The sequence below is a fragment of the Tritonibacter scottomollicae genome, assembly GCF_032924845.1.
In the GTDB taxonomy this organism is placed as follows: domain Bacteria; phylum Pseudomonadota; class Alphaproteobacteria; order Rhodobacterales; family Rhodobacteraceae; genus Epibacterium; species Epibacterium scottomollicae.
This window is the reverse complement of sequence record NZ_CP136704.1, coordinates 1,265,927-1,286,612: the sequence shown is the minus strand read 5'-3', so window position 1 is coordinate 1,286,612 and position 20,686 is coordinate 1,265,927. Positions and strand designations below refer to the sequence as shown.

Annotated in this window: 20 protein-coding genes; 13 read left to right on the top strand and 7 right to left on the bottom strand. The window is 59.8% G+C overall.

What is annotated here, in order from left to right:
* Positions 1-256: 256 nt before the first annotated feature.
* Positions 257-1,024 carry a substrate-binding periplasmic protein gene (locus R1T40_RS06670; protein WP_317386330.1) on the bottom strand — a complete coding sequence of 256 codons (768 nt, stop codon included), beginning with the start codon at positions 1,022-1,024 and terminating at the stop codon, positions 257-259.
* A gap of 390 nt (positions 1,025-1,414) precedes the next feature.
* Between R1T40_RS06670 and R1T40_RS06665 the strand changes: the two genes are divergently transcribed.
* From R1T40_RS06665 to R1T40_RS06655, 3 genes are all read left to right on the top strand, one after another.
* Positions 1,415-2,533 (top strand): porin, encoded by a 1,119-nt coding sequence (locus tag R1T40_RS06665; RefSeq protein ID WP_317386329.1) that lies wholly within the window; start codon positions 1,415-1,417, stop codon positions 2,531-2,533.
* Between the two features lie 305 nt (positions 2,534-2,838).
* A complete protein-coding gene (tig, locus tag R1T40_RS06660) occupies positions 2,839-4,170 on the top strand; it encodes a trigger factor (protein ID WP_317386954.1) in 1,332 nt (443 codons plus the stop codon).
* A gap of 318 nt (positions 4,171-4,488) precedes the next feature.
* Positions 4,489-5,532: a GGDEF domain-containing protein gene (locus R1T40_RS06655; RefSeq protein ID WP_317386328.1), complete on the top strand. Its 1,044-nt coding sequence runs from the start codon at positions 4,489-4,491 to the stop codon at positions 5,530-5,532.
* A gap of 57 nt (positions 5,533-5,589) precedes the next feature.
* On the opposite strand, the gene R1T40_RS06650 is transcribed toward R1T40_RS06655, so the two are convergent.
* Entirely contained in the window at positions 5,590-7,548 is a 1,959-nt protein-coding gene (locus R1T40_RS06650; RefSeq protein WP_317386327.1) for a bifunctional 2',3'-cyclic-nucleotide 2'-phosphodiesterase/3'-nucleotidase, read from the bottom strand.
* 148 nt (positions 7,549-7,696) lie between these two features.
* On the bottom strand, positions 7,697-8,164 hold the full coding sequence (locus R1T40_RS06645; RefSeq protein WP_106163504.1) for a lytic transglycosylase domain-containing protein: 468 nt from the start codon (positions 8,162-8,164) through the stop codon (positions 7,697-7,699).
* A 450-nt stretch (positions 8,165-8,614) separates the two neighbouring features.
* Here R1T40_RS06645 and R1T40_RS06640 point away from each other — a divergent pair, with 450 nt between their 5' ends.
* Positions 8,615-9,460: a flagellin N-terminal helical domain-containing protein gene (locus R1T40_RS06640; protein WP_317386326.1), complete on the top strand. Its 846-nt coding sequence runs from the start codon at positions 8,615-8,617 to the stop codon at positions 9,458-9,460.
* A 304-nt stretch (positions 9,461-9,764) separates the two neighbouring features.
* Positions 9,765-10,616 carry a flagellin N-terminal helical domain-containing protein gene (locus R1T40_RS06635; protein ID WP_317386325.1) on the top strand — a complete coding sequence of 284 codons (852 nt, stop codon included), beginning with the start codon at positions 9,765-9,767 and terminating at the stop codon, positions 10,614-10,616.
* A 104-nt stretch (positions 10,617-10,720) separates the two neighbouring features.
* On the opposite strand, the gene rplI is transcribed toward R1T40_RS06635, so the two are convergent.
* From rplI to rpsF, 3 genes are read right to left on the bottom strand one after another with little or no spacing between them, the layout of a single operon-like run.
* The gene (gene rplI, locus R1T40_RS06630; RefSeq protein ID WP_106163507.1) at positions 10,721-11,344 is read right to left on the bottom strand and encodes a 50S ribosomal protein L9; all 624 of its coding nucleotides are present in this window, start codon (positions 11,342-11,344) and stop codon (positions 10,721-10,723) included.
* A gap of 13 nt (positions 11,345-11,357) precedes the next feature.
* Positions 11,358-11,585: a 30S ribosomal protein S18 gene (gene rpsR, locus R1T40_RS06625; protein ID WP_005982441.1), complete on the bottom strand. Its 228-nt coding sequence runs from the start codon at positions 11,583-11,585 to the stop codon at positions 11,358-11,360.
* A gap of 28 nt (positions 11,586-11,613) precedes the next feature.
* Complete coding sequence (rpsF, locus tag R1T40_RS06620; protein WP_106163508.1) at positions 11,614-11,967, bottom strand: 30S ribosomal protein S6; 354 nt, start codon at positions 11,965-11,967, stop codon at positions 11,614-11,616.
* Between the two features lie 318 nt (positions 11,968-12,285).
* Between rpsF and R1T40_RS06615 the strand changes: the two genes are divergently transcribed.
* The 4 genes from R1T40_RS06615 to R1T40_RS06600 all read left to right on the top strand — a co-directional run bounded on the left by R1T40_RS06615 (position 12,286) and on the right by R1T40_RS06600 (position 15,549).
* On the top strand, positions 12,286-12,819 hold the full coding sequence (locus tag R1T40_RS06615) for a hypothetical protein (RefSeq protein WP_317386324.1): 534 nt from the start codon (positions 12,286-12,288) through the stop codon (positions 12,817-12,819).
* Positions 12,820-13,074: 255 nt separating this feature from the next.
* Positions 13,075-13,650: a YceI family protein gene (locus tag R1T40_RS06610; protein ID WP_317386323.1), complete on the top strand. Its 576-nt coding sequence runs from the start codon at positions 13,075-13,077 to the stop codon at positions 13,648-13,650.
* A 159-nt stretch (positions 13,651-13,809) separates the two neighbouring features.
* Positions 13,810-14,595, top strand: coding sequence for a carbohydrate ABC transporter permease (locus R1T40_RS06605; RefSeq protein ID WP_317386322.1), 786 nt, complete (start codon positions 13,810-13,812; stop codon positions 14,593-14,595).
* A gap of 168 nt (positions 14,596-14,763) precedes the next feature.
* Positions 14,764-15,549: a type 2 periplasmic-binding domain-containing protein gene (locus R1T40_RS06600; RefSeq protein WP_317386321.1), complete on the top strand. Its 786-nt coding sequence runs from the start codon at positions 14,764-14,766 to the stop codon at positions 15,547-15,549.
* Between the two features lie 91 nt (positions 15,550-15,640).
* On the opposite strand, the gene R1T40_RS06595 is transcribed toward R1T40_RS06600, so the two are convergent.
* The gene (locus R1T40_RS06595; RefSeq protein WP_317386320.1) at positions 15,641-16,873 is read right to left on the bottom strand and encodes a cytochrome b/b6 domain-containing protein; all 1,233 of its coding nucleotides are present in this window, start codon (positions 16,871-16,873) and stop codon (positions 15,641-15,643) included.
* A gap of 248 nt (positions 16,874-17,121) precedes the next feature.
* On the opposite strand from R1T40_RS06595, the gene fabD reads away from it, so the two are divergent.
* The 4 genes from fabD to R1T40_RS06575 all read left to right on the top strand — a co-directional run bounded on the left by fabD (position 17,122) and on the right by R1T40_RS06575 (position 20,358).
* Entirely contained in the window at positions 17,122-18,057 is a 936-nt protein-coding gene (gene fabD / locus R1T40_RS06590) for an ACP S-malonyltransferase (RefSeq protein ID WP_317386319.1), read from the top strand.
* Between the two features lie 20 nt (positions 18,058-18,077).
* Complete coding sequence (fabG, locus tag R1T40_RS06585) at positions 18,078-18,815, top strand: 3-oxoacyl-[acyl-carrier-protein] reductase (protein ID WP_317386318.1); 738 nt, start codon at positions 18,078-18,080, stop codon at positions 18,813-18,815.
* A gap of 382 nt (positions 18,816-19,197) precedes the next feature.
* Complete coding sequence (locus R1T40_RS06580) at positions 19,198-19,431, top strand: acyl carrier protein (protein ID WP_005645147.1); 234 nt, start codon at positions 19,198-19,200, stop codon at positions 19,429-19,431.
* A gap of 183 nt (positions 19,432-19,614) precedes the next feature.
* Complete coding sequence (locus R1T40_RS06575) at positions 19,615-20,358, top strand: 1-(5-phosphoribosyl)-5-[(5-phosphoribosylamino)methylideneamino]imidazole-4-carboxamide isomerase (protein WP_317386317.1); 744 nt, start codon at positions 19,615-19,617, stop codon at positions 20,356-20,358.
* The last annotated feature ends 328 nt before the right edge of the window (positions 20,359-20,686 follow it).

The window sequence follows — 20,686 nt, the reverse complement described above, 5'->3', positions numbered from 1 at the left end:
GGCGGCTGCATGCAGCTTGTCTCAGATGGCCGACACGAATGTGCAAGTCCTCCCTGTGGCAGGTCTGCGAGCGAGGAAGGCTGAGACGGGCCTGCAAGGGACATGCGATTTCCGGCGCCAACCTGGCTTGAATTAGAGGTGACAGTGCGCAGCGCCCCGGATTTGCTGCGACATGCGTTTGGTTTCCGGGAGATGGACACAGGAGCGGGCGACGCGGTGCAAGACCACGTCGCCCGTAGCAAGTGCTGAAGAAGGTTCAGTTGGACGGGATGCCGGAGGCTGCGTTCAGCTCCGTCTTCACGGCCTCCAGTTCGCCGGAGGCCTCAAGCGCGTCATAGGCGGCCTGAAGCCTGGCGGCGAGGTCTGCGCCGCCGTCCATTTCAGACGAAATCTGCAGATATCCCAATGCCTCGGCAACGGGCAGTTCTGTTGCCGCGAATTGTGCCACTTCGTCTGACGTAAAGCTCTGGTTCAGGAGATCCCAGCCCACCAACTCGTTGATGATAAAGGCGTCGATGCGCCCCTTCTGAAGCTTCTTGAAGTTGGACAGATCATTGGACGCGGTCTGCACCACATAGGTGCCCGCCTCGCCCAGTGCCCAGAACTCCTCGGTATAGGGATAACCCAGCGTGGCGCCGAATGTGGTTCCCGCCAGATCGTTCAGTGTCTGCCATTCGGGCAACGGGTCGTCCTTACGGTAGAAGAACACGATGCGACCGGTGGAAACCGGGCCGACCTCGATCAAGCCGCTCTGATCCGCGAGATCGTTCCAATAGCTCGCGCCATGCATCTGGCCGTTGCGGGTCAGTTCCAGACCTCGGTTCCAGGGCATGTATTCAAACGTGATCTCGACGTCAGCGTCGGCGGCCAGACGGGCCACCAGACCGTTGACCACGCCATCGTTGGGCAGTGCTGCGCCGGTCATCGGGGCGTATTCGCCCGTTGCGATGCGCACGGGGTCTGCCATCAGCGGCGTGGTCACTGCCGTCAACGCGAGGGCGACGGCACTCAATGTGTGTTTCATGATCGTTTTGCTCCGAGGTGGATGAGATGCACGAAATTGTCCAACGAGAGTGCTAATCAACAATTGCCGACCTCAGATGGTTTTGCGTTTTTTACGTTGGATTTGATTCTAGGCGGCGTGTATCGGCGATGCAGGGTTGCGCTGAGCGACTAGCAGTATGTTGAAAAATGCAAAGTTCCGGGGTTGAAATCTGCCTTTTGAATTCCGTGTCAGGCCGCATGTCAGGCGAAAAACTGCCTTAATTACAGTGCTCTCCAGAAAGTGAACCGAACGGTTCATGCGGCGGTCTTTTCAAGTCCTGTTCGCGAAATTCTTACATGTTATCTCGGATCCCAGTCGGGTCCGGGGATGGAGGATGGCCGGCTGACACTTACTTAGGAAACTCATATCATGAGCACCAAATCCCTTGCGGTGGGCTCCAGCACGCTTGCGCTGACAGCCCTCCTTGCGGCGCCCGCGTTTGCCGGCCCCACCTACACATCCGACAACGGTGGTTCCTTCCGCTGGTACGGTCAGCTCAACCTAGCCTATCAAGGCTATGATGATGGCGGTGAGGACTACAATCGCCTGGTCGACAACGGGAACTCCGGCTCTCGTGTCGGGTTCTGGCTGGAACAGCCCTTTGGCGAGAACACACTGAAGTTCCGTTTCGAGACATCCTTGTCGCTGCGCGCGTCTGACGGTGTGAACCAGAACGATCAGGGTGATATCACCGATTGGACGCGGAGCGACCTGCGTCATGTCGATCTGCAATGGCACACTCCGCGCTATGGTACCTTCTCCATCGGTCAGGGCTCCATGGCCGCTGACGGTGCAACTGGCATCGATCTGTCCGGTACCGGCGTCGCGGCTAACACATCCGTTGCAGATGCAGCGGGCGGGTATTTCCTGCGGGATGCGGGCGGCAACCTGACCGGGATCGAAATCGGCGATGTCTTTGCGACCTTTGACGGCTCCCGCCGGGGCCGTGTGCGCTATAACTCGCCAGACTTTGCCGGGTTCACCGTCTCCGCGTCATATGGTGAGGATATCCTGACCAAAGATGCCGACACCGAGCAGTATGACATCGCCTTGAACTATGAGAACGAAGATCTGGGTGACTTCACCGTTGCGGGTGCTCTGGCTGTGAGCTGGACCGACAAGGGCGGCGCGGACACCCGTGACACTATCGCCTCTGCTGCGGTTCTGCACGAGCCGACAGGCCTGTCGCTGAGTGCGGCGTCGGGTGATCGGGACACCGGTGGCAACTATGGCTATGTCAAGCTGGGGTACACTGCGAACCTGATCTCCGTCGGTGCGACATCCTTCTCCGTCGATTATTATGACGGCTCGGATCTGGTGTCGGTCAACGACAGCGCCAAATCCTTTGGCGTCGCGGCGGTGCAGAAGTTTGAACGTCAGAACCTTGAGGCCTATGTCGCGTACCGCGAGTACTCCTATGATGACAGCTCCGCCACCAACTACCAGGACGGCTCCGCCATTCTGGCGGGTGCACGCTGGAAGTTCTGATCGGATCATGCCATTGACGGTGATCTAAATTCGGGTGACCGGACCGGGCGAGGGGCTTCCTACCTCGTGCACCGATCCCGGTGCGGTCTCTCGCATGATGCTGCGCCCTCCGGTTCCTCCGGGGGGCGTTTGCACATCCGGGCCAGCTTGGCCCCATAAAAACCGGGGAAACCGCCGGTTTGGGCCGCTTCCGGCGCGGATCAGGCCTTATGCCCCTTGCACCGCGCGGCGCTGGCCAATAGAAGGCCTCAAATTGTCTGGGGGCGGAGCCTGCGCGCGCGCCCCAAATCTCTATGGGGAATATGATGCAGGTCACAGAAACTCTGAACGAAGGTCTGAAGCGCGGCTACGCGATCACCATTCCGGCCACCGAGCTGGAAGAGAAGGTCAACGTGAAACTGGCCGAGGCGCAGCCCGAGATCGAGATGAAAGGCTTCCGCAAGGGCAAGGTCCCGATGCCGCTTCTGAAGAAGCAGTTCGGTCCGCGCCTCATGGGCGAAGTCATGCAGGAAGCTGTCGATGGTGCGATGAACAAGCACTTCGAAGACTCCGGTGACCGTCCGGCGATGCAGCCCGACGTCAAGATGACCAACGAAGACTGGAAAGAGGGCGACGACGTCAACGTCGAGATGTCCTATGAAGCGCTGCCCGAGATCCCCGAAGTGGACGTCTCCGGTGTTGCACTGGAAAAGCTGGTCGTGAAGGCCGAAGACGAAGCCGTCACCGAAGCGCTGGAAAACCTGGCGTCCTCCGCACAGGACTTCGAGGCCCGTGAAGAGGGTGCTGCGTCCGAGGATGGCGATCAGGTTGTCATCGACTTTGTCGGCAAGGTCGACGGCGAAGCGTTCGAAGGCGGTTCCGCCGAGGATTACCCGCTGACGCTGGGCTCCAACTCCTTCATCCCCGGCTTCGAAGAGCAGCTGGTCGGTGTGAAGACCGGTGACGAAAAAGATGTGACCGTGACCTTCCCCGAAGAATATGGCGCAGAGCACCTCGCGGGCAAAGAAGCCGTGTTCTCCTGCACCGTCAAGGAAGTCAAAGCCCCGAAAGCGGCCGAGATCAATGACGAGCTGGCGACCAAATTCGGTGCCGAAGATCTGAACCAGCTGAAGGGTCAGATCGCTGAGCGTCTGGAAGCAGAATATGCCGGTGCCGCACGTCAGGTGATGAAGCGCGCCGCGCTCGACGCGCTGGCTGATCTGGTGTCCTTCGACCTGCCGCCGAGCCTGGTTGAGGCCGAAGCCAAGCAGATCGCACACCAGCTGTGGCACGAGGAAAACCCGGACGTGCAGGGCCACGATCACCCGGAAATCGAAGCCACCGACGAGCACAACAGCCTCGCCGAGCGCCGCGTGCGTCTGGGCCTGCTGCTGGCCGAAATGGGTCAGAAAGCCGAAGTCGAAGTGACCGAGCAGGAAATGACCCAGGCGATCATGCAGCAAGCACGCCAGTATCCGGGTCAGGAACGCCAGTTCTTTGAATTCATCCAGCAGAACGCACAGATGCAGCAGCAACTGCGCGCGCCGATCTTCGAAGACAAGGTCATCGACCTGGTGTTCGAACAGGCGCAGGTCTCCGAGAAAGAGATCTCCAAAGAAGAGCTGCAAAAAGCTGTTGAGGCGCTCGAAGAAGAGTAATTTCTTCCGATGTGACTTATTCAAAGGCCGTCCTTCTGGGGCGGCCTTTTTTGTTGCCGCGCGTGGCCTCTTGAAGGTCAACGCATGAAGAGGCTGAGCGGTGGGGCGTTGCCCATGCCAAGGTGCCTGCTGCAGTCGACGTCAGAGCGGGGGCGGCGATGAATACTCGCGCCAGACGGCTGGAAGGGCACGATTTTCTGTAGGTGAGTTTGGCTTTGTCAAATCTACCTGCAGGTGTTCTGTCGCGCCGAAAGCCGATAAAACACTCCGCCCGCGCCAGTTTGCGGGGAACTGAGTGGCTATTTTCCCTCGATTCCGGTGATTTATGGGCTTTTCTTTACACGCGAAAAGTTCATTAACTTTGAAATCTTGAATATACGCGGGCAATCCGGCACACTATCGGAGTATTGGGACAAGTTCATGTCGGTCAGAAAGGTCCACTCACCGGTAAACCTATATCTCGGCGTCATAGTGGCACTGATATGCGCCGTCATGGTGGCGCTGAATGTAAGTGTTGGGGCCTATGCTTTGGCCACGATCCTAATGGTGGTTTTACTGACCCTGCTTGCCGATCTCTACGCTTTGATGCGCGCGCGACGCTTGCCGGTGCGGGTTGAAATGGTTCTGGTCCTTGTCGGGATTGCGATTCTCGTCGCGATTTGCCAGTTCGGCGCCGAGGCGGCGTTCTATGCCTTTCCTGTCGTGGTCGGGGCATTTCTTGTGCGGCAGGGGTGCTTCCCGCTGTTGTTTTCCAGTGTGTTTTTGGTGGCGGTTGTGCCGGTGATTGGCCTGTGTGCTGCCGACTGGCAGATCGCGATCCGGCTGGGACTGGCCTTGCTGCTTTGTCTGGGGTTCTTGTGGTTTGCCGCGCAACGCATTGCCGAAGCGCAGAGCCGTCTCGAAACCAGCGTCATCCAGGATCCGCTGACCGGATGCTTCAATCGCCGCCATCTGGCCCGGCTGTCGGAGGCGGAAGATCTGTCCGCCGCGTCGCTGATCCTCTTCGATCTCGATTACTTCAAGAGTGTGAATGACACCTTTGGCCATCCCACGGGGGATTTTGTGCTCCGGGCCGTGACAACCCTGGTGCGTCAACAGCTGGACAAGGGGGACCTGTTGTTTCGCATCGGCGGTGAGGAGTTCCTGGTGCTGCGGCTCAAGCCCGAGGAAGGCACCACCCGTGCCCTTGCAGAGCAGTGCCGGCAGCGGCTTGAAGCCTCGCGTATATTGGCGACCCGTCGGATCACCGCGACGTTCAGCTGTGCGGATTTCGCGGGCCGTTCTCAGATTGAACCGGTTCTAGGCCAGGCGGACGCCGGATTGCTGCAAGCCAAGCGGGCAGGGCGCAATCGCGTCGTCTGATGCGTCGGGCCGCCCCTGCGTCAACAGGAACGGCCGGTTTCGTGTGTAAGGCTTCGGTCAGAGCGCGATCTTGAACCGGGCAAACCCGTCCGGACCATCCCCGGCCGGAGTGATTGTCACGCCCGGCACGTTGGCGGCATAGTCAGCGGCTTTGGGGCCGGTATCAAACAGAATCGAGGTGTCGGGCAGCGGCGCAAAGCTCCAGTTGCCGTCTGCCTTGGGGCTGATGGTGCCCTGTTCCACGATGTAGCGCACGATCACGTCACGGTTGGTGTCCGGTCCCTCGAATATGATGGTATCGCCCATGGCGCCGGGGAAGCTGCCACCACCGCTGGCGCGGTAGTTGTTGGTGGCGATGATGAAGGTCTCTGCGGGATCAATCGGCGCGCCATTGAACTGCAGGTTCACGATGCGGTTGGTGTCGGGATTGATCACGTCGCCCTTGGCGGAGAACATCGGCGGCTGGCTCAGGTCGATCTGATAGGTTACCCCATCGATCACATCAAAGTTGTAGCTCGGGAACTCAGGGTTCAGCAGCAGCTGATCCGCCGTGCCGGGCTCAACCTGGTTGAACATGCCCGCCGAGCGCTCCAGCCAGTCCTTGACCTGCTGGCCGGTGACCTTCACCGCGCGCACGGTGTTGGGATAGAGGTAGAGATCGGCGACATTCTTGATCGCCACATCACCAACGGGGACATCGGTGTAATACTCCGGCCCGCCACGTCCGCCAGCCTTGAAGGGCGCCGCTGCGGAGAGGATCGGCAGGCCCTCATGTTCGGTGCCCTTGAGCATCTGTTCGATGTACCAGGTCTGCGCGATGGACACGATCTGCACCGACGGATCATCCGCCACCAGGGCAAAATAGCTGTGCAGTGGTGCATCGGTTTTCCCCACCGCGCGGCGCACATAGGCCAGCGTCGCGTCGTGATCCGCCTGCACCGCGTCAAGCACGCTCTGGTCGCTTTCCACAAGCGCGGTGACGCTGCGGTCCTCGTTGCGCTTTGAAATCGGCCGCGCTTCGGAGGCATGCCCCACCACGCGCCAGCCCTTGCCGTCGCGTTCCAGCATCAGGTCGATCAGGCCCATATGGCTGCCCCAATAGCCGCCCATCACGGCGGGTGTGCCGTGGATGGTGCCCTTGTCGGCATCAACGCCTGCAAAATCCGCATAGGTGGAGGAGGGGAACACCAGATGGCTGTGTCCGGTCATGATCGCGTCAATGCCCTCGACCGCCGCCAGCGGAACAGAGGCGTTCTCCATCCCCTCGCTCAGATCAGCAGAGCCGATGCCGGAATGTGACAGCGCGATGATGATATCTGCGCCTTTTTCTTTCATCTCTGGCACATAGGCGCGGGCGCAGTCGACGATGTCGCGCGCCTGCACGTTGCCTTCCAGATGCTTGCGGTCCCAGTTCATCACCTGCGGCGGCACAAAGCCGATGATGCCGATCTTGATCGGATGGGTCTTGCCCGCACCATCCGTCAACTCGCGATCAAGCAGCACGTAGGGCGGCAGCAAGGTTTCGTCCTCGCGCGGGGAGGCGCCGGTCTTTTTGGCGATATTGGCGCAGACCACCGGGAACCCGGCGCCAGCCAGCGATTTCATCAGAAAGGAGATGCCGTAGTTGAATTCATGATTGCCCAGCGTCGAGGCATCAAAGCCTACGGTGTTCATCGCGGTGATGACCGGATGCTGGTCGCCCTCCTTCATGCCCCGTTCATAGGCAATGTAGTCGCCCATCGGGTTGCCCTGCAGGAAGTCGCCGTTGTCCACGAGCAGCGAATTGGTGGCTTCGGCGCGGATGTCACCGATCAGCGACGCGGTTCGGGCAAGGCCCACGGTGTCCACCGGCTTGTCGCCGTAATAATCATAAGGAAACACATGCACATGCAGGTCGGTTGTCTCCATCAATCGCAAATGGACCTGGCCAGCGGCGGCCTGGGCGGAAAACGGATGCAATGCGATGAGGCCGGCACTGCCAGCAAGAAAGGACCGACGATCAAGGTGAAGCGGCATGGTCTACTCCTTCAAATGAAATTGGCCCCGAGATCGGGGCGTCAGGCAATGACGTAGCCAAAACATGTGACACTTGTATTTCAACAGGCCAGAATTTGACTATCCGGTCAAATGATTTGGACGCATCCCGCAGAGCGTGCCGCAAGTCTCAGCGCAGCCCGGTTTCCTCCAGCATGCCGCGCCGCTTGGCTTCGTAATAGTACCCGCGGGAGTAATGCTTCACCGCATTGTCGTGGCTGCCATCTGAAATCATCCACGCCCCGCGCAGGTAGCGCACGGCGAATTTCAGATTGGTGTCTGCATCCAGAAGATCCTTGGGCTTGCCCTTGAATCCCATTGATCGTGCGGTTGCGGGCAGGATTTGCAACAGGCCGTAGTAGGGGGAGTTTGTTGCCCAGGGGCGATGGGTGCTCTCACGCACGGCCAGTCTGTGAACGAGGCTGCGGGGCACCTCATAGTGATCTGCCCAATAGTTGATCTTTTTACGCAGCTCCGGTGTCTCGTTCGGGTAAAGGGGTGGATTATAAGCGCGCGTGACCGGTTCGGTCTTGGCGCATCCAGCCACGGAGCTGAGGGAAAAGGCCGCCAAAGTCCAAAGCAGATGTCGACGGTGCATGGGGCTGTCTCGCAATAATTTCTCTGACGGTAGATTACCGGTCTCGTCCATGGTCGCAATCCCCGAGTTTCCTGCGAGGCGAAGCCTTGCCGATCAGGTCGGAGGGCACTGGCTGACTGACCTTTCCTGCCGAGGTGACTGCAGGTCGGCGATATGCATAGCCTGTGGCAAGCGGTTGAGTTTTAAGAAAATATCGGCAGAAATTATGGTTGTTTATTGGGGCTTAGGACCTCATTCAACTATCTTAAATTTTAGGATTGAAATCCTGCGCCGTTAAGGTGTCGGTAAGGTGTTTAATGGCAATGTTACGGTGCATCTGGAGACAGGTGGCGCTGGCGCCGCAAGGCTTAAAGCAGGTTTAGGACGGGACCACTCGCCCCCGTGTAACGGGATAACCTGAATAAGGGACAGATATAAAAATCACTGTCCTGCCATATTACAAGGTGCTCTATGTCCAGCATTCTGACCAACAACGGCGCAATGGTTGCGCTGCAAACTCTCAAATCCGTCAACGACGACCTCGGCAAAACCCAGACCAGCATCTCCACTGGTAAAGAGGTGGGCACAGCCAAAGACAACTCCGCTGTGTGGGCAATCTCCAAAACCATGGATTCCGACATTGCAGGTTTTGAAGCGATCGAGGAAGGTCTCGCTGTCGGCGAAGCCACCGTTGCCGTCGCCTCCGCTGGTGCCGAGCAGATCGTGGAAAAACTGACCGAGATGAAAGAGCTGATCGTCTCCGCCCAGTCTGAAAACGTTGACCACGGCAAGATTCAGACCGATATCGACTCCAAGGTTGAGCAGGTCGAATCCATTATCAACGCAGCTCAGTTCAACGGTGCAAACCTGTTGAAAGATCTAGTTGACGGGACTGAGTCCTCGCTGGGTGTTCTGGCCTCCCTCGACCGTGTTGGCGCTGGCGGTACAGTGACTGCTGTCGAGATTGAAATCGACGCTGTAGGCTTTGAATCCAGCCTGGATCTGACAAATGACCTGACGACGATCACCGACACGGCCACTGCGGCAAGCGCATTGGGTGAGATCGAAACCTTCCTGCAGACCGCCATCACCGGCGCTGCGGCTCTGGGTGCGGATGCGGCTCGCATCGAAGATCAGTCCGAGTTTGTGGGCAATCTGGTGGATTCCATGACGATGGGTGTCTCCACCATGACGGACACCAACATGGAAGAAGCCTCTGCCCGCCTGTCCGCGTTGCAGACCCAGCAGGATCTGGCCACTCAGTCGCTGACCATCGCGAACGAAGCACCAAGCTCGCTGCTGCAGCTCTTCCGCTAAGGCGCTGAGCTTTCCGGCTAAAATAGACCGTCGGCCCTTTAGCGGGGCCGGCGGCTTTGCTGTGTGATGTGCGAGGCGCATGACAGATTGGTGCAGGCAAATCGTAAAGATCAGGCAAACACGGGCAGGCTGCGTTAATCAATTGGTAAGCAATTGTGGATAAAATAGTGTCGCATCTTGCAAATATTGCAGGGCGGCGCCGAAATCCCTTTGGAGCGGCAGTGTCCAAACGGACGCGTGGCGATCTTTGAAACGAGGTCTGCACCTGCGGGACGAAAGTTGTCCCACAAGATGGAACCCAGTTATGTCCAGCATTTTGACGAATTTCGGGGCTATGACAGCCCTGCGCACTTTGAAGGCCATCAATGGTAATCTGATGGATGTTCAAACCTCCATTTCCACCGGAAAACGGATTGGCGAGGCGAAGGACAATTCCGCTGTCTGGGCCATCGCCAAAACAATGGAATCCGATATTTCGGGGTTCCGCTCCATCGAAGACGGGCTTGCACTTGGCGAAGCAACGGTCGCCGTCGCCTCTGCCGGGGCGGAGCAGATCGTCGATAAACTGACCGAAATCAAAGAGCTGATCGTCTCCGGTCAATCCGAGAACGTGGATCACGATACCATTCAGCAGGATATCGCCTCCAAGGTCGAGCAGGTCCAGGCGATCATTTCCGCTGCGCAATTCAATGGTGCCAACCTGCTGGCGAGTGATGTCGACGGGTCCGGTGCGACGTCGGTCGGCGTTCTGGCCTCGTTGAACCGGGTGGGAGCGGGCGGAGCGGTGACGACCGAGGAAATCGTTGTCAATTCGGTGAATTTTGAATCCAACCTCGATCTGGCGTCGAACCTCACCAGTATCACTGACACCACGTCTGCGGCCACCGCCCTGTCTGAAATCGAGGGGTTCTTGCAGACCGCAATCACCGGCGCCGCTGCGCTTGGCTCTTCGTCGGCACGGCTTGAGGATCAGGCTGATTTTGTGGGGCGACTGGCAGACTCGATGCAGCAGGGCGTTTCGGTGATGACCGATACCAACATGGAAGAGGCCTCGGCACGGCTCGCGGCCCTGAAAACTCAGCAAGAGCTGGCCATTCAGTCGCTCACCATCGCCAATCAGGCGCCGCGCCTGTTGCTGCAGTTGTTCCAGCGATAACAGACTGGGGCATCCCGCGACTGCCGGGATGCGTCATGAACATGAAAAAGGGCCGCCCGATCTGGGCGGCCCTTCTGTGTCTTTTCACTGTCCGATCTCGTGGATCAGGCGTTGGTGTCGTCTTCTTCGGAAGCTGCTGCTGCCGGTGCGTCGCCTTCGTCGTCTTCGGAAGCTGCGCCACCGATGTCGTCGAACAGTTCAGAGATTTCATACTCTGCTGCGGCTTCTTCTTCAGCGGCCAGTTCCTGGATGGACTTGCCGGAGGCTTGCAGTTCCGCTTCCTCGGGGGAGCGCGCAACGTTCAGCTCGACGGTCACCATGACCTCGGGGTGCAGGTGCACTTCTGCAATGTGCAGGCCCAGGGTCTTGATCGGCTCACGGATGATGACCTGCTTGCGGTCGACCGAGAAGCCTTCTTCGGTTGCAACGTCAGACGCGTCACGGGTGGTGACGGAGCCGTAGAGGTTGCCGCCATCGGAAGCGGAGCGAATCACGACGAACTGCTGACCGGCCAGCTTTTCACCCAGAGCTTCTGCTTCTTTCTTGGTCTCCAGGTTGCGCGCTTCAAGCTGCGCTTTCCGGGCTTCGAAAGAGGCGATGTTGCTCTCGGATGCGGTCTGAGCCTTGCCTTGCGGCAGCAGGTAGTTGCGCGCGAAGCCGGGTTTGACGTCGACGACGTCGCCCATCTGGCCAAGCTTTGCAACGCGTTCAAGAAGGATAACTTGCATGGATCAGGTCTCCTTACTTCACAGCGTAGGGCAGAAGGGCGAGGAAGCGGGCGCGCTTGATAGCACGGGCCAGCTCACGCTGCTTCTTTGCCGAAACGGCGGTGATACGGCTGGGAACGATTTTGCCGCGCTCAGAGATGTAGCGCTGCAGAAGACGGGTGTCTTTGTAATCGATCTTCGGCGCATTGTCGCCCGAGAAGGGGCAGACTTTGCGGCGGCGGAAAAACGGTTTGGCTGCCATGGTTTAGCGTCCTTTTCTCAAGCTAAGATCAGCGGCGCTCGCGACGGTTGTCGCGTTCGTCACGTTTCTGCATCTGGACCGAAGGTCCTTCGGCGTGCTCGTCGACCTTGATGGTCAGGACGCGCATCACGTCGTCATGCAGGCGCATCAGGCGTTCCATTTCCTGAACTGCAGATGCCGGAGCATCGGAGCGCAGGAAGGCATAGTGGCCCTTGCGGTTTTTGTTGATCTTGTAGGCCATCGTCTTGACGCCCCAGTACTCGTTGTCGACCAGCTTACCGCCATTGTCGGACAGCACAGCACCGAAGTGTTCGATGAGGCCTTCAGCTTGCGAGTTGGACAGGTCCTGACGCGCAATCATGACATGCTCATAGAGTGGCATGCGAACTCCTGTTTGTGTCTGGGCGCATTTCATAGGCAGGGCATAATCGCCTTCCGTTGCCCCACCACGAGAGTCTGCGCGGATCAAAGTGATACGGAAGGAGGCCTCGCTTTAGACGGCTTTCCTCAAAAGCGCAACCCACCGCAGTGCGTCTGTGAGGGATAGACGCAGGAGAAGGTAAACAGCCCGGGCCAAGTGTTTCCCAATGCGTGCCACACTCCAGCCCCATTCCCGCAAGAATAACGTGGTTAACAAAACGTTAACAATGCCTGGAGGGCCTGACCGAAGGCGCCTGGACCAACTGAGGATGTGACTGACATGACCGCGATCAATCAGAACTTTGCCGATTTCTCCCATGGCGCGCGTCCAGTGCAACCCTCGCTGGGGCGGGGTGCGGCGCAATCCCAGGTCAACATTCGTCCCGGCGGGTCGGTGTCCGCCATGCTGTTGCGTCTGCTCGGCGGTTGCATGGTTTTGGCTTCCATCGGTATCTGGCTCGCGCCAGAGGCCGGTGCCGACCCGCAGCTGGCATTGGTGCGCATGGGCATTACGGTCTTCTTGATGTTCCTTGGTCTGTGCCTGCTGCTGCAGCGTGAGACCGCCGATCAGCCGGAATTTCAGTTCGATGCGCGGCGCGGCGAGATGCGGATCGAAGAGATCCGCGCCGACGGTCGGCCCGTTGTCGTGATGCGCCGCAGCTATCGCTCTTTGGGGGCTGCGCGTTTCAGCGACAAAACTCTGCAAATCATCGAGACCAATGGCACGATTTTGCTCGAATTGCCGCTGGAAGGACGCGCGACCCGCAGGCTGTTGATGTCGCAGATCCGCCCGCATCTGCCTATTCTCGATTGATCAACAGCATCTGGGGGCGACAGAGGCAGGCAACCTCCTGAACTCTGACCCACGGCGCCTGACATTCACGTGAACAGCGGCCAATCCGGGGGGATTTGTCGCGTTCGCGTGTGTAGGTGTGCAAGCACTGTGAAAAGAACCGCAGGGTCGGGTGTTCATATACCAACACCCGATGTTGGGTTTTGCGGACTAGCTGACGCCAACCGCATGGCCGACATTATGACCATGAAAACCACGACTTTGGAGTCCAAGCCCATGAAAAAGATCCTTCTTGCTGCTGCGCTGATCGGTACTGCCGCGACCTCTGCTTTCGCCGCACCAGAGAAATACACTCTGGACTCGAGCCACAGCCAGATCCTGTTCAACTACAACCACCTCGGCTTTTCGACCACCTACGGCATGTTCTCCGGCTTTGAGGGCGAGATCATGTTCGACCAGGAAGACCCTGCGAACTCCTCCGTCACCGTATCCATGCCGGCAAACTCCATGCTGACCGGGTGGGAAGCACGCTTCAACCACTTCATGTCCGATGATTTCTTTGGTGCCACCGATGATGAGATGGTCACCTTCACCTCCACCGGCATCGAAGTGACCGGCGACGACACCGCCCTGATCACCGGCGATCTGACCCTGAATGGTGTGACCAAGTCGGTCGTTCTCGACGCCAAGCTGAACCAGGCGGGTGAGCACCCGATGGCGAAGAAACCATGGGCAGGCTTTGACGCAACCACCACATTGGTGCGGTCCGAGTATGAGCTGGGCCAGTTTGCCCCCTACGTCAGCGATGAGGTCGAAGTGCATATCTCCGTCGAGGCGATGAAGGCCGAATAAGCCGCGCCTGCGCCTTCAAGACGATTGAGAGTGCCACCGGTGCCAGCGCGCGCCGGTGGCATTTTTGTATGCCGCGCAATCCTTTGATTGACATCAACGAACGCTGCAGAGCATCTGGCCCGCAGGACTTCCCCTTGGAAATATCTGTCAGGTCTGCCCATGCCGCGTTCTCTTGCCAAGGTCACTGACCACCTGATCCTGATCCTCGGCTGCGTCGTGATGGTCGGGCCGGTTGCGCTGCTGGTGGTGGATCTGCTGTCTGCTCCGAACCTCTGGCCGCAGTTCCAGACCCTGTTTGGAGCCGATGGGGTGCTTGGGTATGATGTCAGCCTCTGGCGCATGCTGGGCAATTCTGTGCTGCTTGCGCTTGGAGTGGCGACCTTGGCCTGCACCCTGTCCCTGCTGGCGGGGTTTGCGCTGGTGTTCTTTCCGCTGCCGGGGCGGGAGTGGATCTTTGGCCTGATGTTGCTGGCGATGTTCTTTCCGATTGAGACACGCATCCTGCCGAGCTTTGCGGTGGTGCATCAGCTGGGGCTGCTGAACAGTCATGCCGGGATGGTGCTGCCCATCGTTGCCAGTGGCTTTGGCGTGCTGGTGTTCCGCCAGTTTCTGCGACAGGTGCCCAAGGAGTTGATCGAGGCCGCACGTCTGGACGGGGCCCACCCGATGCGCTGTCTGCGGGATATTATTCTGCCGATCTCTGCTCCGATGATTGCGGCGCTGTTTGCGATCTTCTTTGTGCTGGGCTGGAACCAATATGTCTGGCCGTTGATGCTGTCGACCACCCGGCAGGACATGGTGACGGTCGTCAGCGGCGTTGTGCGCGCCGGGCCAGATGCGGTGCAGGGGCAGGCGCTGGCGCTTCTGGCGATGCTGCCGCCGGGGCTGGTGATCCTGCTGTCCCAACGCTGGTTGATGCGCGGATTGACCAGCGGTATCCACTGATCTCGCCCCGGCGACAGGTCGCGGTCGGATCCTGCGGATGCGTGGCATTTTGCGAAAAACTAACTCTTTTCATGCGCATTTTGCTGAGGCGCAATTAAACCATCGTTAGCCCATGTCGTGAAACGTGAACGCGCATCCCTTCCGTGCCAGCCGTTCAGGAGCCAGCCCATGTCTAACCCCTCTCGTGTAGTCGCCGTCCTTGCCCTTGCCCTCACCACCCAGCTGCCCGCCATGGCCAGCGCCGAGGATCTGACCATCCTTGCCGGGGACCTGCCACCGATGTTCAACGCCGATGGCACCGGACGCGAAGCGGAGGTCATCACGACGGTGATGGAGCGCTGCGGGCATAGCGTGACCTTTGAGATCCAGCCGTTCACCCGCCATTGGAAGACCTATGCCAATGGCAAGGGCGACGGAGTTGCCACTGTCCCGCTCGGCATGCCGCTGGACGGTCACCAGAGCGAGGTCTACATCCAGTATCAGAACGGCGTGTCATCCCTGACCGAGGCCGGCGCCTCCTATGCGGATCTCGGCGCGCTTTCGGGACAGTCGGTCATCGCTTTCATGGGCGCGTCTGAGATTCTGCCGGGGCTGAAGGACGCGGTGCCCAGCTTCAAGAGCTACAAGGAAGTCGCGGATCAGATCGGCCAGAGCCGGATGATCTTTGGCAAGCGCGTGAACGCGGTGATCGGTGACGGCATGATCTTTGCCGAATACAATCGCCAGCTGCGCGACCAGGCCGACGACCTGATGTTCGATCCCAATCAGGGCGTGACATTTCAGGCGATCTTTGCGCCCTCCGATTATGGCATGAATTTCCGCTCCGAGGCGCTGACGGCGGATTTCAACCGCTGCTACAGCGAGGCCAGCGCCGATGGCACCATTGATGCGATCAACAAGAAATGGGCGGATCAGTATCGCGATACGCTGGGGACACAGTACCTCGGTCACTGATCTCGCAGCGCGGACGTGAACCTGCAGACATGAAAAAAGCCGCCGCGCCTGATCCCGGGCGCGGCGGCTTTGTTGTATCCCAGCAGGACGGTCACTCGGCGCGGGTTGCGGTCAGCTCCACCGTGATATCAACGCCAAAACCCAGCGTGCCTTCGTCCTGCGTGCCGGTGCCGACGTTGAAGTCCAGCCGGTTGACTTCGGTGCGACCGCTCATGGTGGCCGTGTCGCCTTCGATCTCGAGCGTGAAGGGCAGGGTGGTGGGCACCGATTGGTCGCGGATGGTGAGCGTGCCTTGCGCCTCGTAGCTTGTGCCCTCGATCTGCACGATGTCGGCCGCAAACACCGCGGATGGGTAGGCTTCCGCATCGAAGTAGTCAGCCCCCATGGCCTGATCCGTGACAGATCCCAGCGTCAGAGACGGAATGGCGATCGTCACCTCCACATCACCGGCAGGGCCGGGCGCGTCGGGCTCGGCGAAGGTGATATTGGCGATCCAGTCTGCAAAGCTCCCGCTCACGGCGCTGCCCATCTGCACGACCTCGATGCCGAGGGTGCCGCTTTGGACCGCCCAGCCAGAGCCGTCGGCGGTCTGACTTGCGACCGGCGCGGCAGGTTCCGCGGCGCTGTGTGAGCGTACAAACAGCGCCGTGCTGCCGCCAATCACCATGGTCCACACCAGCACAGCGGTGACAAAGGGCAGAACCGAGTGCGTCTGCGCCGGGGGCTCCGGCATGGCGCGCTCTCCGGGCAGCATCCGCAGAAGGGTGCTGTCCTTGTCGATCACATGGTGTTTCAGCGCTCCGGCCACATGGGCGAGGATCGACGCCCCCAGCAGCAGCATGGCATAATAATGTATGCTGGCGAACATCTCCGACAGCAGCTCGGATTTCGGTACCATCGGCAGGTTCTGCCCGAACGGCCACCAGATCGGGGCAAACCCGTCCGTCGCGGCGTGGTGGATCCAGCCTGACAGCGGCACGATCACCATCGCACAATAGAGCACCCAATGCGCGGTCTCTGCCGCCCAGGCCTCCAGCTTGCGATCCGGGTGCAGGAGGCGCGGTTTCTCCTGGGTGATTGCCCACAGAATGCGCAGCAGCGCCGTGAAGAACACCGTGACGCCAATGGTCTTATGCAGGGAAAATAGCAGTTTGGCGCGATCTATCGTGGCTTGGGAGCCGTCGAACTCCGGGCCCTGAATCGTATGGGCGAGAGAGTTGGCGAAATACCCAAGGGGAAAGGCGGTGAGGATCAGCAAGGCAGTCAGCCAGTGAAAGCTCTTGCTGACAGAGCCGTAACTCTGGTGGGTGTTGAGACGGGACATGGGACATCGGTCCTTACTGGGGCTAGCGTTGGTTCCAACCTAGCAACACACGGGGCGGGCGCAATCATCAGTAGTATTCGCTCATGCACAGGTGATCTGCGCCCGTGAGTCCACGAGCGCGTCCACGTGTGCGGCTGGCGCTGTTGAATTGTCCACAGCCGCGTGGATTTCACCGAACCCAATGCTTGTGTGCCCGTTCCGCCCCGTTTAAACCAACGCAGAAGACAGTTTTTTGAATGAGGACAGCCATGTCGATCGCTTTCGTATTCCCCGGACAGGGCGCACAGACCATCGGAATGGGACAGGCGCTGGCCGAGGCCTATCCGGCTGCCAAAGCCGTTTTTGACGAGGTGGACGACGCCCTGGGCGAACGTCTGAGCACGCTGATCTGGGAGGGCGAGATCGAAGCCCTGACCCTGACTCAGAACGCGCAGCCCGCACTGATGGCCACCTCCATGGCCGCGATGCGCGCGCTGGAGGCTGAGGGTGTTTCCATCGACAAGGCAAGTTTTGTGGCCGGTCACAGCTTGGGCGAATATTCCGCCTTGGCGGCCGCCGGTTCGCTCAGCATTGCCGACACGGCCCGCCTTCTACGCACCCGTGGCCAGGCCATGCAAAGCGCCGTTCCAGTGGGCGTTGGCGCCATGGCGGCGCTCTTGGGTTTGGACTTTGAGACGGTGAAAGCCGTCGCCGCCGAGGCCGCCGCCGAGGGCGAGGTGGTGCAGGCCGCCAACGACAATGATCCCACGCAGGTGGTGGTCTCCGGTCACAAGGCCGCAGTGGAGCGCGCCGCCGAGATCGCCAAGGAGAAAGGCGCCAAACGCGCAGTGATGCTGCCGGTCTCAGCACCGTTCCACTGCGCCCTGATGCAGCCCGCCGCCGATGTGATGGCCGAAGCGCTTGCGGGCGTTGAAATCAAGGCGCCTGCGGTGCCGCTCATCGCCAATGTGCGCGCCGATGCGGTCACTGATCCCGACACCATCCGCCAGCTTCTGGTGGAGCAGGTCACCGGATCCGTGCGCTGGCGCGAGAGCGTGCAGGCGATGGCCGCCAAGGGCGTCACCGAGTTCTGGGAGATCGGCGCGGGCAAGGCGCTGTCTGGCATGGTCCGTAAGATCGACCGCGCCCTCGTATCAAAACAGTTTGGCACCGACGCCGACGTCAAAGCCGTGACCGGCGCATAATCCATAAGGAAGAGACAGATATGTTTGATCTGACAGGTAAGAACGCGCTGATCACAGGCGCATCGGGTGGCATCGGTGGCGACATTGCGCGCGCTCTCCACGCAGCGGGTGCGACTGTTGCGCTGTCCGGCACCCGGCCCGACCCGCTGCACGCCCTCGCCGAGGAGCTTGGCGAACGGGCGCATGTGGTGACCTGCAACCTCTCCGATGCCGAGGCGGTTGAGGCATTGCCGAAACAGGCCGCCGAGGTGATGGGCTCTGTTGATATCCTGGTGAACAATGCCGGTATCACCAAGGACAACCTGTTCATGCGGATGAAAGACGAGGAATGGCAGAGCGTGCTGGACGTGAACCTCACCGCCACCATGCGTCTGTGCCGCGGCGTGTTGCGCGGCATGATGAAGGCGCGCTGGGGCCGCATCGTCAACATCTCCTCCATCGTCGGGGCCACCGGAAATCCGGGGCAGGGCAACTATGCCGCCGCCAAGGCGGGCATGGTCGGCATGTCGAAATCGCTGGCCTATGAGGTGGCTAACCGCGGCATCACCGTGAACGCCGTGGCGCCGGGCTTTATCGCGACCGCGATGACCGAAAAGTTGAATGACACGCAGAAGGACGCGATCCTGACGCAAATCCCCGCCGGCCGGATGGGAGATTCGAAAGAAATCGCCGCCGCCGTGCTGTATCTGGCTTCTGCAGAGGCCGCCTATGTGACCGGCACAACGCTGCATGTGAACGGTGGCATGGCGATGATCTGATCCGATCCGCGTTGACCTTTGGGAAAGCCGTGTGGGGAACCGCGCGGCTTTTCCCATTCTTTCAGTAGCTTGAGTGATCAAGCTCCGCTAACCTAGATCACGCGCCCGCTTATGCTGCGGCGCAGAATGCGAGGTCGTCCGCGCGGCCATTTCCAGGGCGAAATGCTGCGCCTGCAACGGCGCTTTACGGGTTGGAAATGATTTGCGTTGGCTTGCGTCTGTGCTATAGGCCCCCCATCTTCGTGTTGGCTGGCACCTTGCTTAGCCATCACGCCCCCGTTTCCGGATGGGGACCCCACCGCCCGCTTGGGCAAAACCAACCCTCCCGAGTGGGTAAGGGCAGAACCGGGCATCATGCCCTGATAAAAAACGAGGAATAGACATGAGCGACGTCGCAGATCGCGTGAAAAAGATCGTTGTAGAGCACCTGGGTGTTGAAGAAGACAAGGTGACCGAGAGCGCCTCCTTCATCGACGACCTGGGCGCAGACAGCCTCGACACCGTTGAGCTGGTCATGGCGTTCGAAGAAGAGTTCGGCATCGAGATTCCGGACGACGCGGCCGAGACCATCCAGACCTTCGGCGACGCAGTGAAGTTCATCTCCGAAGCGTCCTGATCGGACTCTTCCGCGAGACCTCACGAATTCGTGATTGAAGAGGCGGCGCTTTCCTGCGGGGAAGCGCCGCTTTTTGTTTGCTGAGCCTTTGCCGCGCGGTTGAGCGCGCGCGTTCCGCATCGAAAATCAGCCATCTTGTGCTATACTCATGATCATTATGAAAATGATCGGAGATGACATCACATGATGATTTACCCCACAATGGAGTTGCTGGACGGTCGCTGCGTGACCCTCGACAAGGGGAACCTGGATGCGCCGATGGTCTGGCATGTCGATCCCGTGGAGACGGCGAAGGGATTTGCCGAAGCCGGGGCGCAGTGGATGCATCTGACCGACTTCAACGCCTTGCAGGGCGACGACAGCAATGCGGCGCTGGTGGAGGAGATCATCCGAACCGCTGGGATCCCGGTGCAGCTGGGCGGCGGCATCCGCTCGCGAGAGCGTGCCGAATACTGGATCGACAAGGGGGCAGGCCGTGTGGTGATCGGGACCATGGCCGCCTATGACCCTGCCGCCGCGTCCGAACTGGCCAAATACCACCCGGACCAGATCGTGCTGGCCGTGGATATCTGGCAGGGGCAGGTGATGACCGAAGGCTGGCGCAAGTCCGGCGCATGGACGCCGGAGGCCTTTATTGCCGCCTTCGAGAATACGCCCTTCGCGGGCATCGTGGTCACCGATATCGACAGCGACATGAGCGATCTGGAAGGCCAGCTTGGTCAGGTCTCCGCCCTTGCGGGCCTGGCAAAATCGCCGGTGATCGCCAGTGGCGTGGTGCGCAGCGTCGATGATATCTCACGGCTCAAGTATCTGCAGACCATCTCTGGTGCACTAGTCGGGCGGGCCTTGTTCAACAAGACCATCACCGTCGCCGAGGCCCTGGCCGCCGCACAGCCGACTGCGGAGCCGGTGGCAGAGTTCCTCTGACCGCACTGTGCCGATCTGGCGGTGACGCGGGGCCGTAGAGTTCTGGGCCATGCGGTCCTGTGGCGGCTTCATGCCGTCAATGATGCTGATCTTGTGCCGTTCATGACACCAAGGCCCCGCCAATTCTCCCCGGACATGCGCCTGTGCGAGCCCGGACGAGGACTGATGGGATGGTTTCGTCAAAACGACGGCATTTCTGGATGAGGGGCTGTTTGTGAACGAACACAGGCCGTAGGGAATTTCTGTTCCTACGGCCTGCTTTGCTTAAAGAGCCTCATATGGGGGATCCCCGGTTCTTTGCTGCGTCCAAGCTCCAGTATTGCGCATC

Bases quoted from the DNA above. Each gene is read 5' to 3' on its own strand.
- R1T40_RS06670 (WP_317386330.1), bottom strand. From the start codon at position 1,024: ATGAAACACACATTGAGTGCCGTCGCCCTCGCGTTGACGGCAGTGACC.
- R1T40_RS06665 (WP_317386329.1), top strand. From the start codon at position 1,415: ATGAGCACCAAATCCCTTGCGGTGGGCTCCAGCACGCTTGCGCTGACA.
- tig (WP_317386954.1), top strand. From the start codon at position 2,839: ATGCAGGTCACAGAAACTCTGAACGAAGGTCTGAAGCGCGGCTACGCG.
- R1T40_RS06650 (WP_317386327.1), bottom strand. From the start codon at position 7,548: ATGCCGCTTCACCTTGATCGTCGGTCCTTTCTTGCTGGCAGTGCCGGC.
- R1T40_RS06645 (WP_106163504.1), bottom strand. From the start codon at position 8,164: ATGCACCGTCGACATCTGCTTTGGACTTTGGCGGCCTTTTCCCTCAGC.
- R1T40_RS06640 (WP_317386326.1), top strand. From the start codon at position 8,615: ATGTCCAGCATTCTGACCAACAACGGCGCAATGGTTGCGCTGCAAACT.
- R1T40_RS06635 (WP_317386325.1), top strand. From the start codon at position 9,765: ATGTCCAGCATTTTGACGAATTTCGGGGCTATGACAGCCCTGCGCACT.
- rplI (WP_106163507.1), bottom strand. From the start codon at position 11,344: ATGCAAGTTATCCTTCTTGAACGCGTTGCAAAGCTTGGCCAGATGGGC.
- rpsR (WP_005982441.1), bottom strand. From the start codon at position 11,585: ATGGCAGCCAAACCGTTTTTCCGCCGCCGCAAAGTCTGCCCCTTCTCG.
- rpsF (WP_106163508.1), bottom strand. From the start codon at position 11,967: ATGCCACTCTATGAGCATGTCATGATTGCGCGTCAGGACCTGTCCAAC.
- R1T40_RS06615 (WP_317386324.1), top strand. From the start codon at position 12,286: ATGACCGCGATCAATCAGAACTTTGCCGATTTCTCCCATGGCGCGCGT.
- R1T40_RS06610 (WP_317386323.1), top strand. From the start codon at position 13,075: ATGAAAAAGATCCTTCTTGCTGCTGCGCTGATCGGTACTGCCGCGACC.
- R1T40_RS06605 (WP_317386322.1), top strand. From the start codon at position 13,810: ATGCCGCGTTCTCTTGCCAAGGTCACTGACCACCTGATCCTGATCCTC.
- R1T40_RS06600 (WP_317386321.1), top strand. From the start codon at position 14,764: ATGTCTAACCCCTCTCGTGTAGTCGCCGTCCTTGCCCTTGCCCTCACC.
- R1T40_RS06595 (WP_317386320.1), bottom strand. From the start codon at position 16,873: ATGTCCCGTCTCAACACCCACCAGAGTTACGGCTCTGTCAGCAAGAGC.
- fabD (WP_317386319.1), top strand. From the start codon at position 17,122: ATGTCGATCGCTTTCGTATTCCCCGGACAGGGCGCACAGACCATCGGA.
- fabG (WP_317386318.1), top strand. From the start codon at position 18,078: ATGTTTGATCTGACAGGTAAGAACGCGCTGATCACAGGCGCATCGGGT.
- R1T40_RS06580 (WP_005645147.1), top strand. From the start codon at position 19,198: ATGAGCGACGTCGCAGATCGCGTGAAAAAGATCGTTGTAGAGCACCTG.
- R1T40_RS06575 (WP_317386317.1), top strand. From the start codon at position 19,615: ATGATGATTTACCCCACAATGGAGTTGCTGGACGGTCGCTGCGTGACC.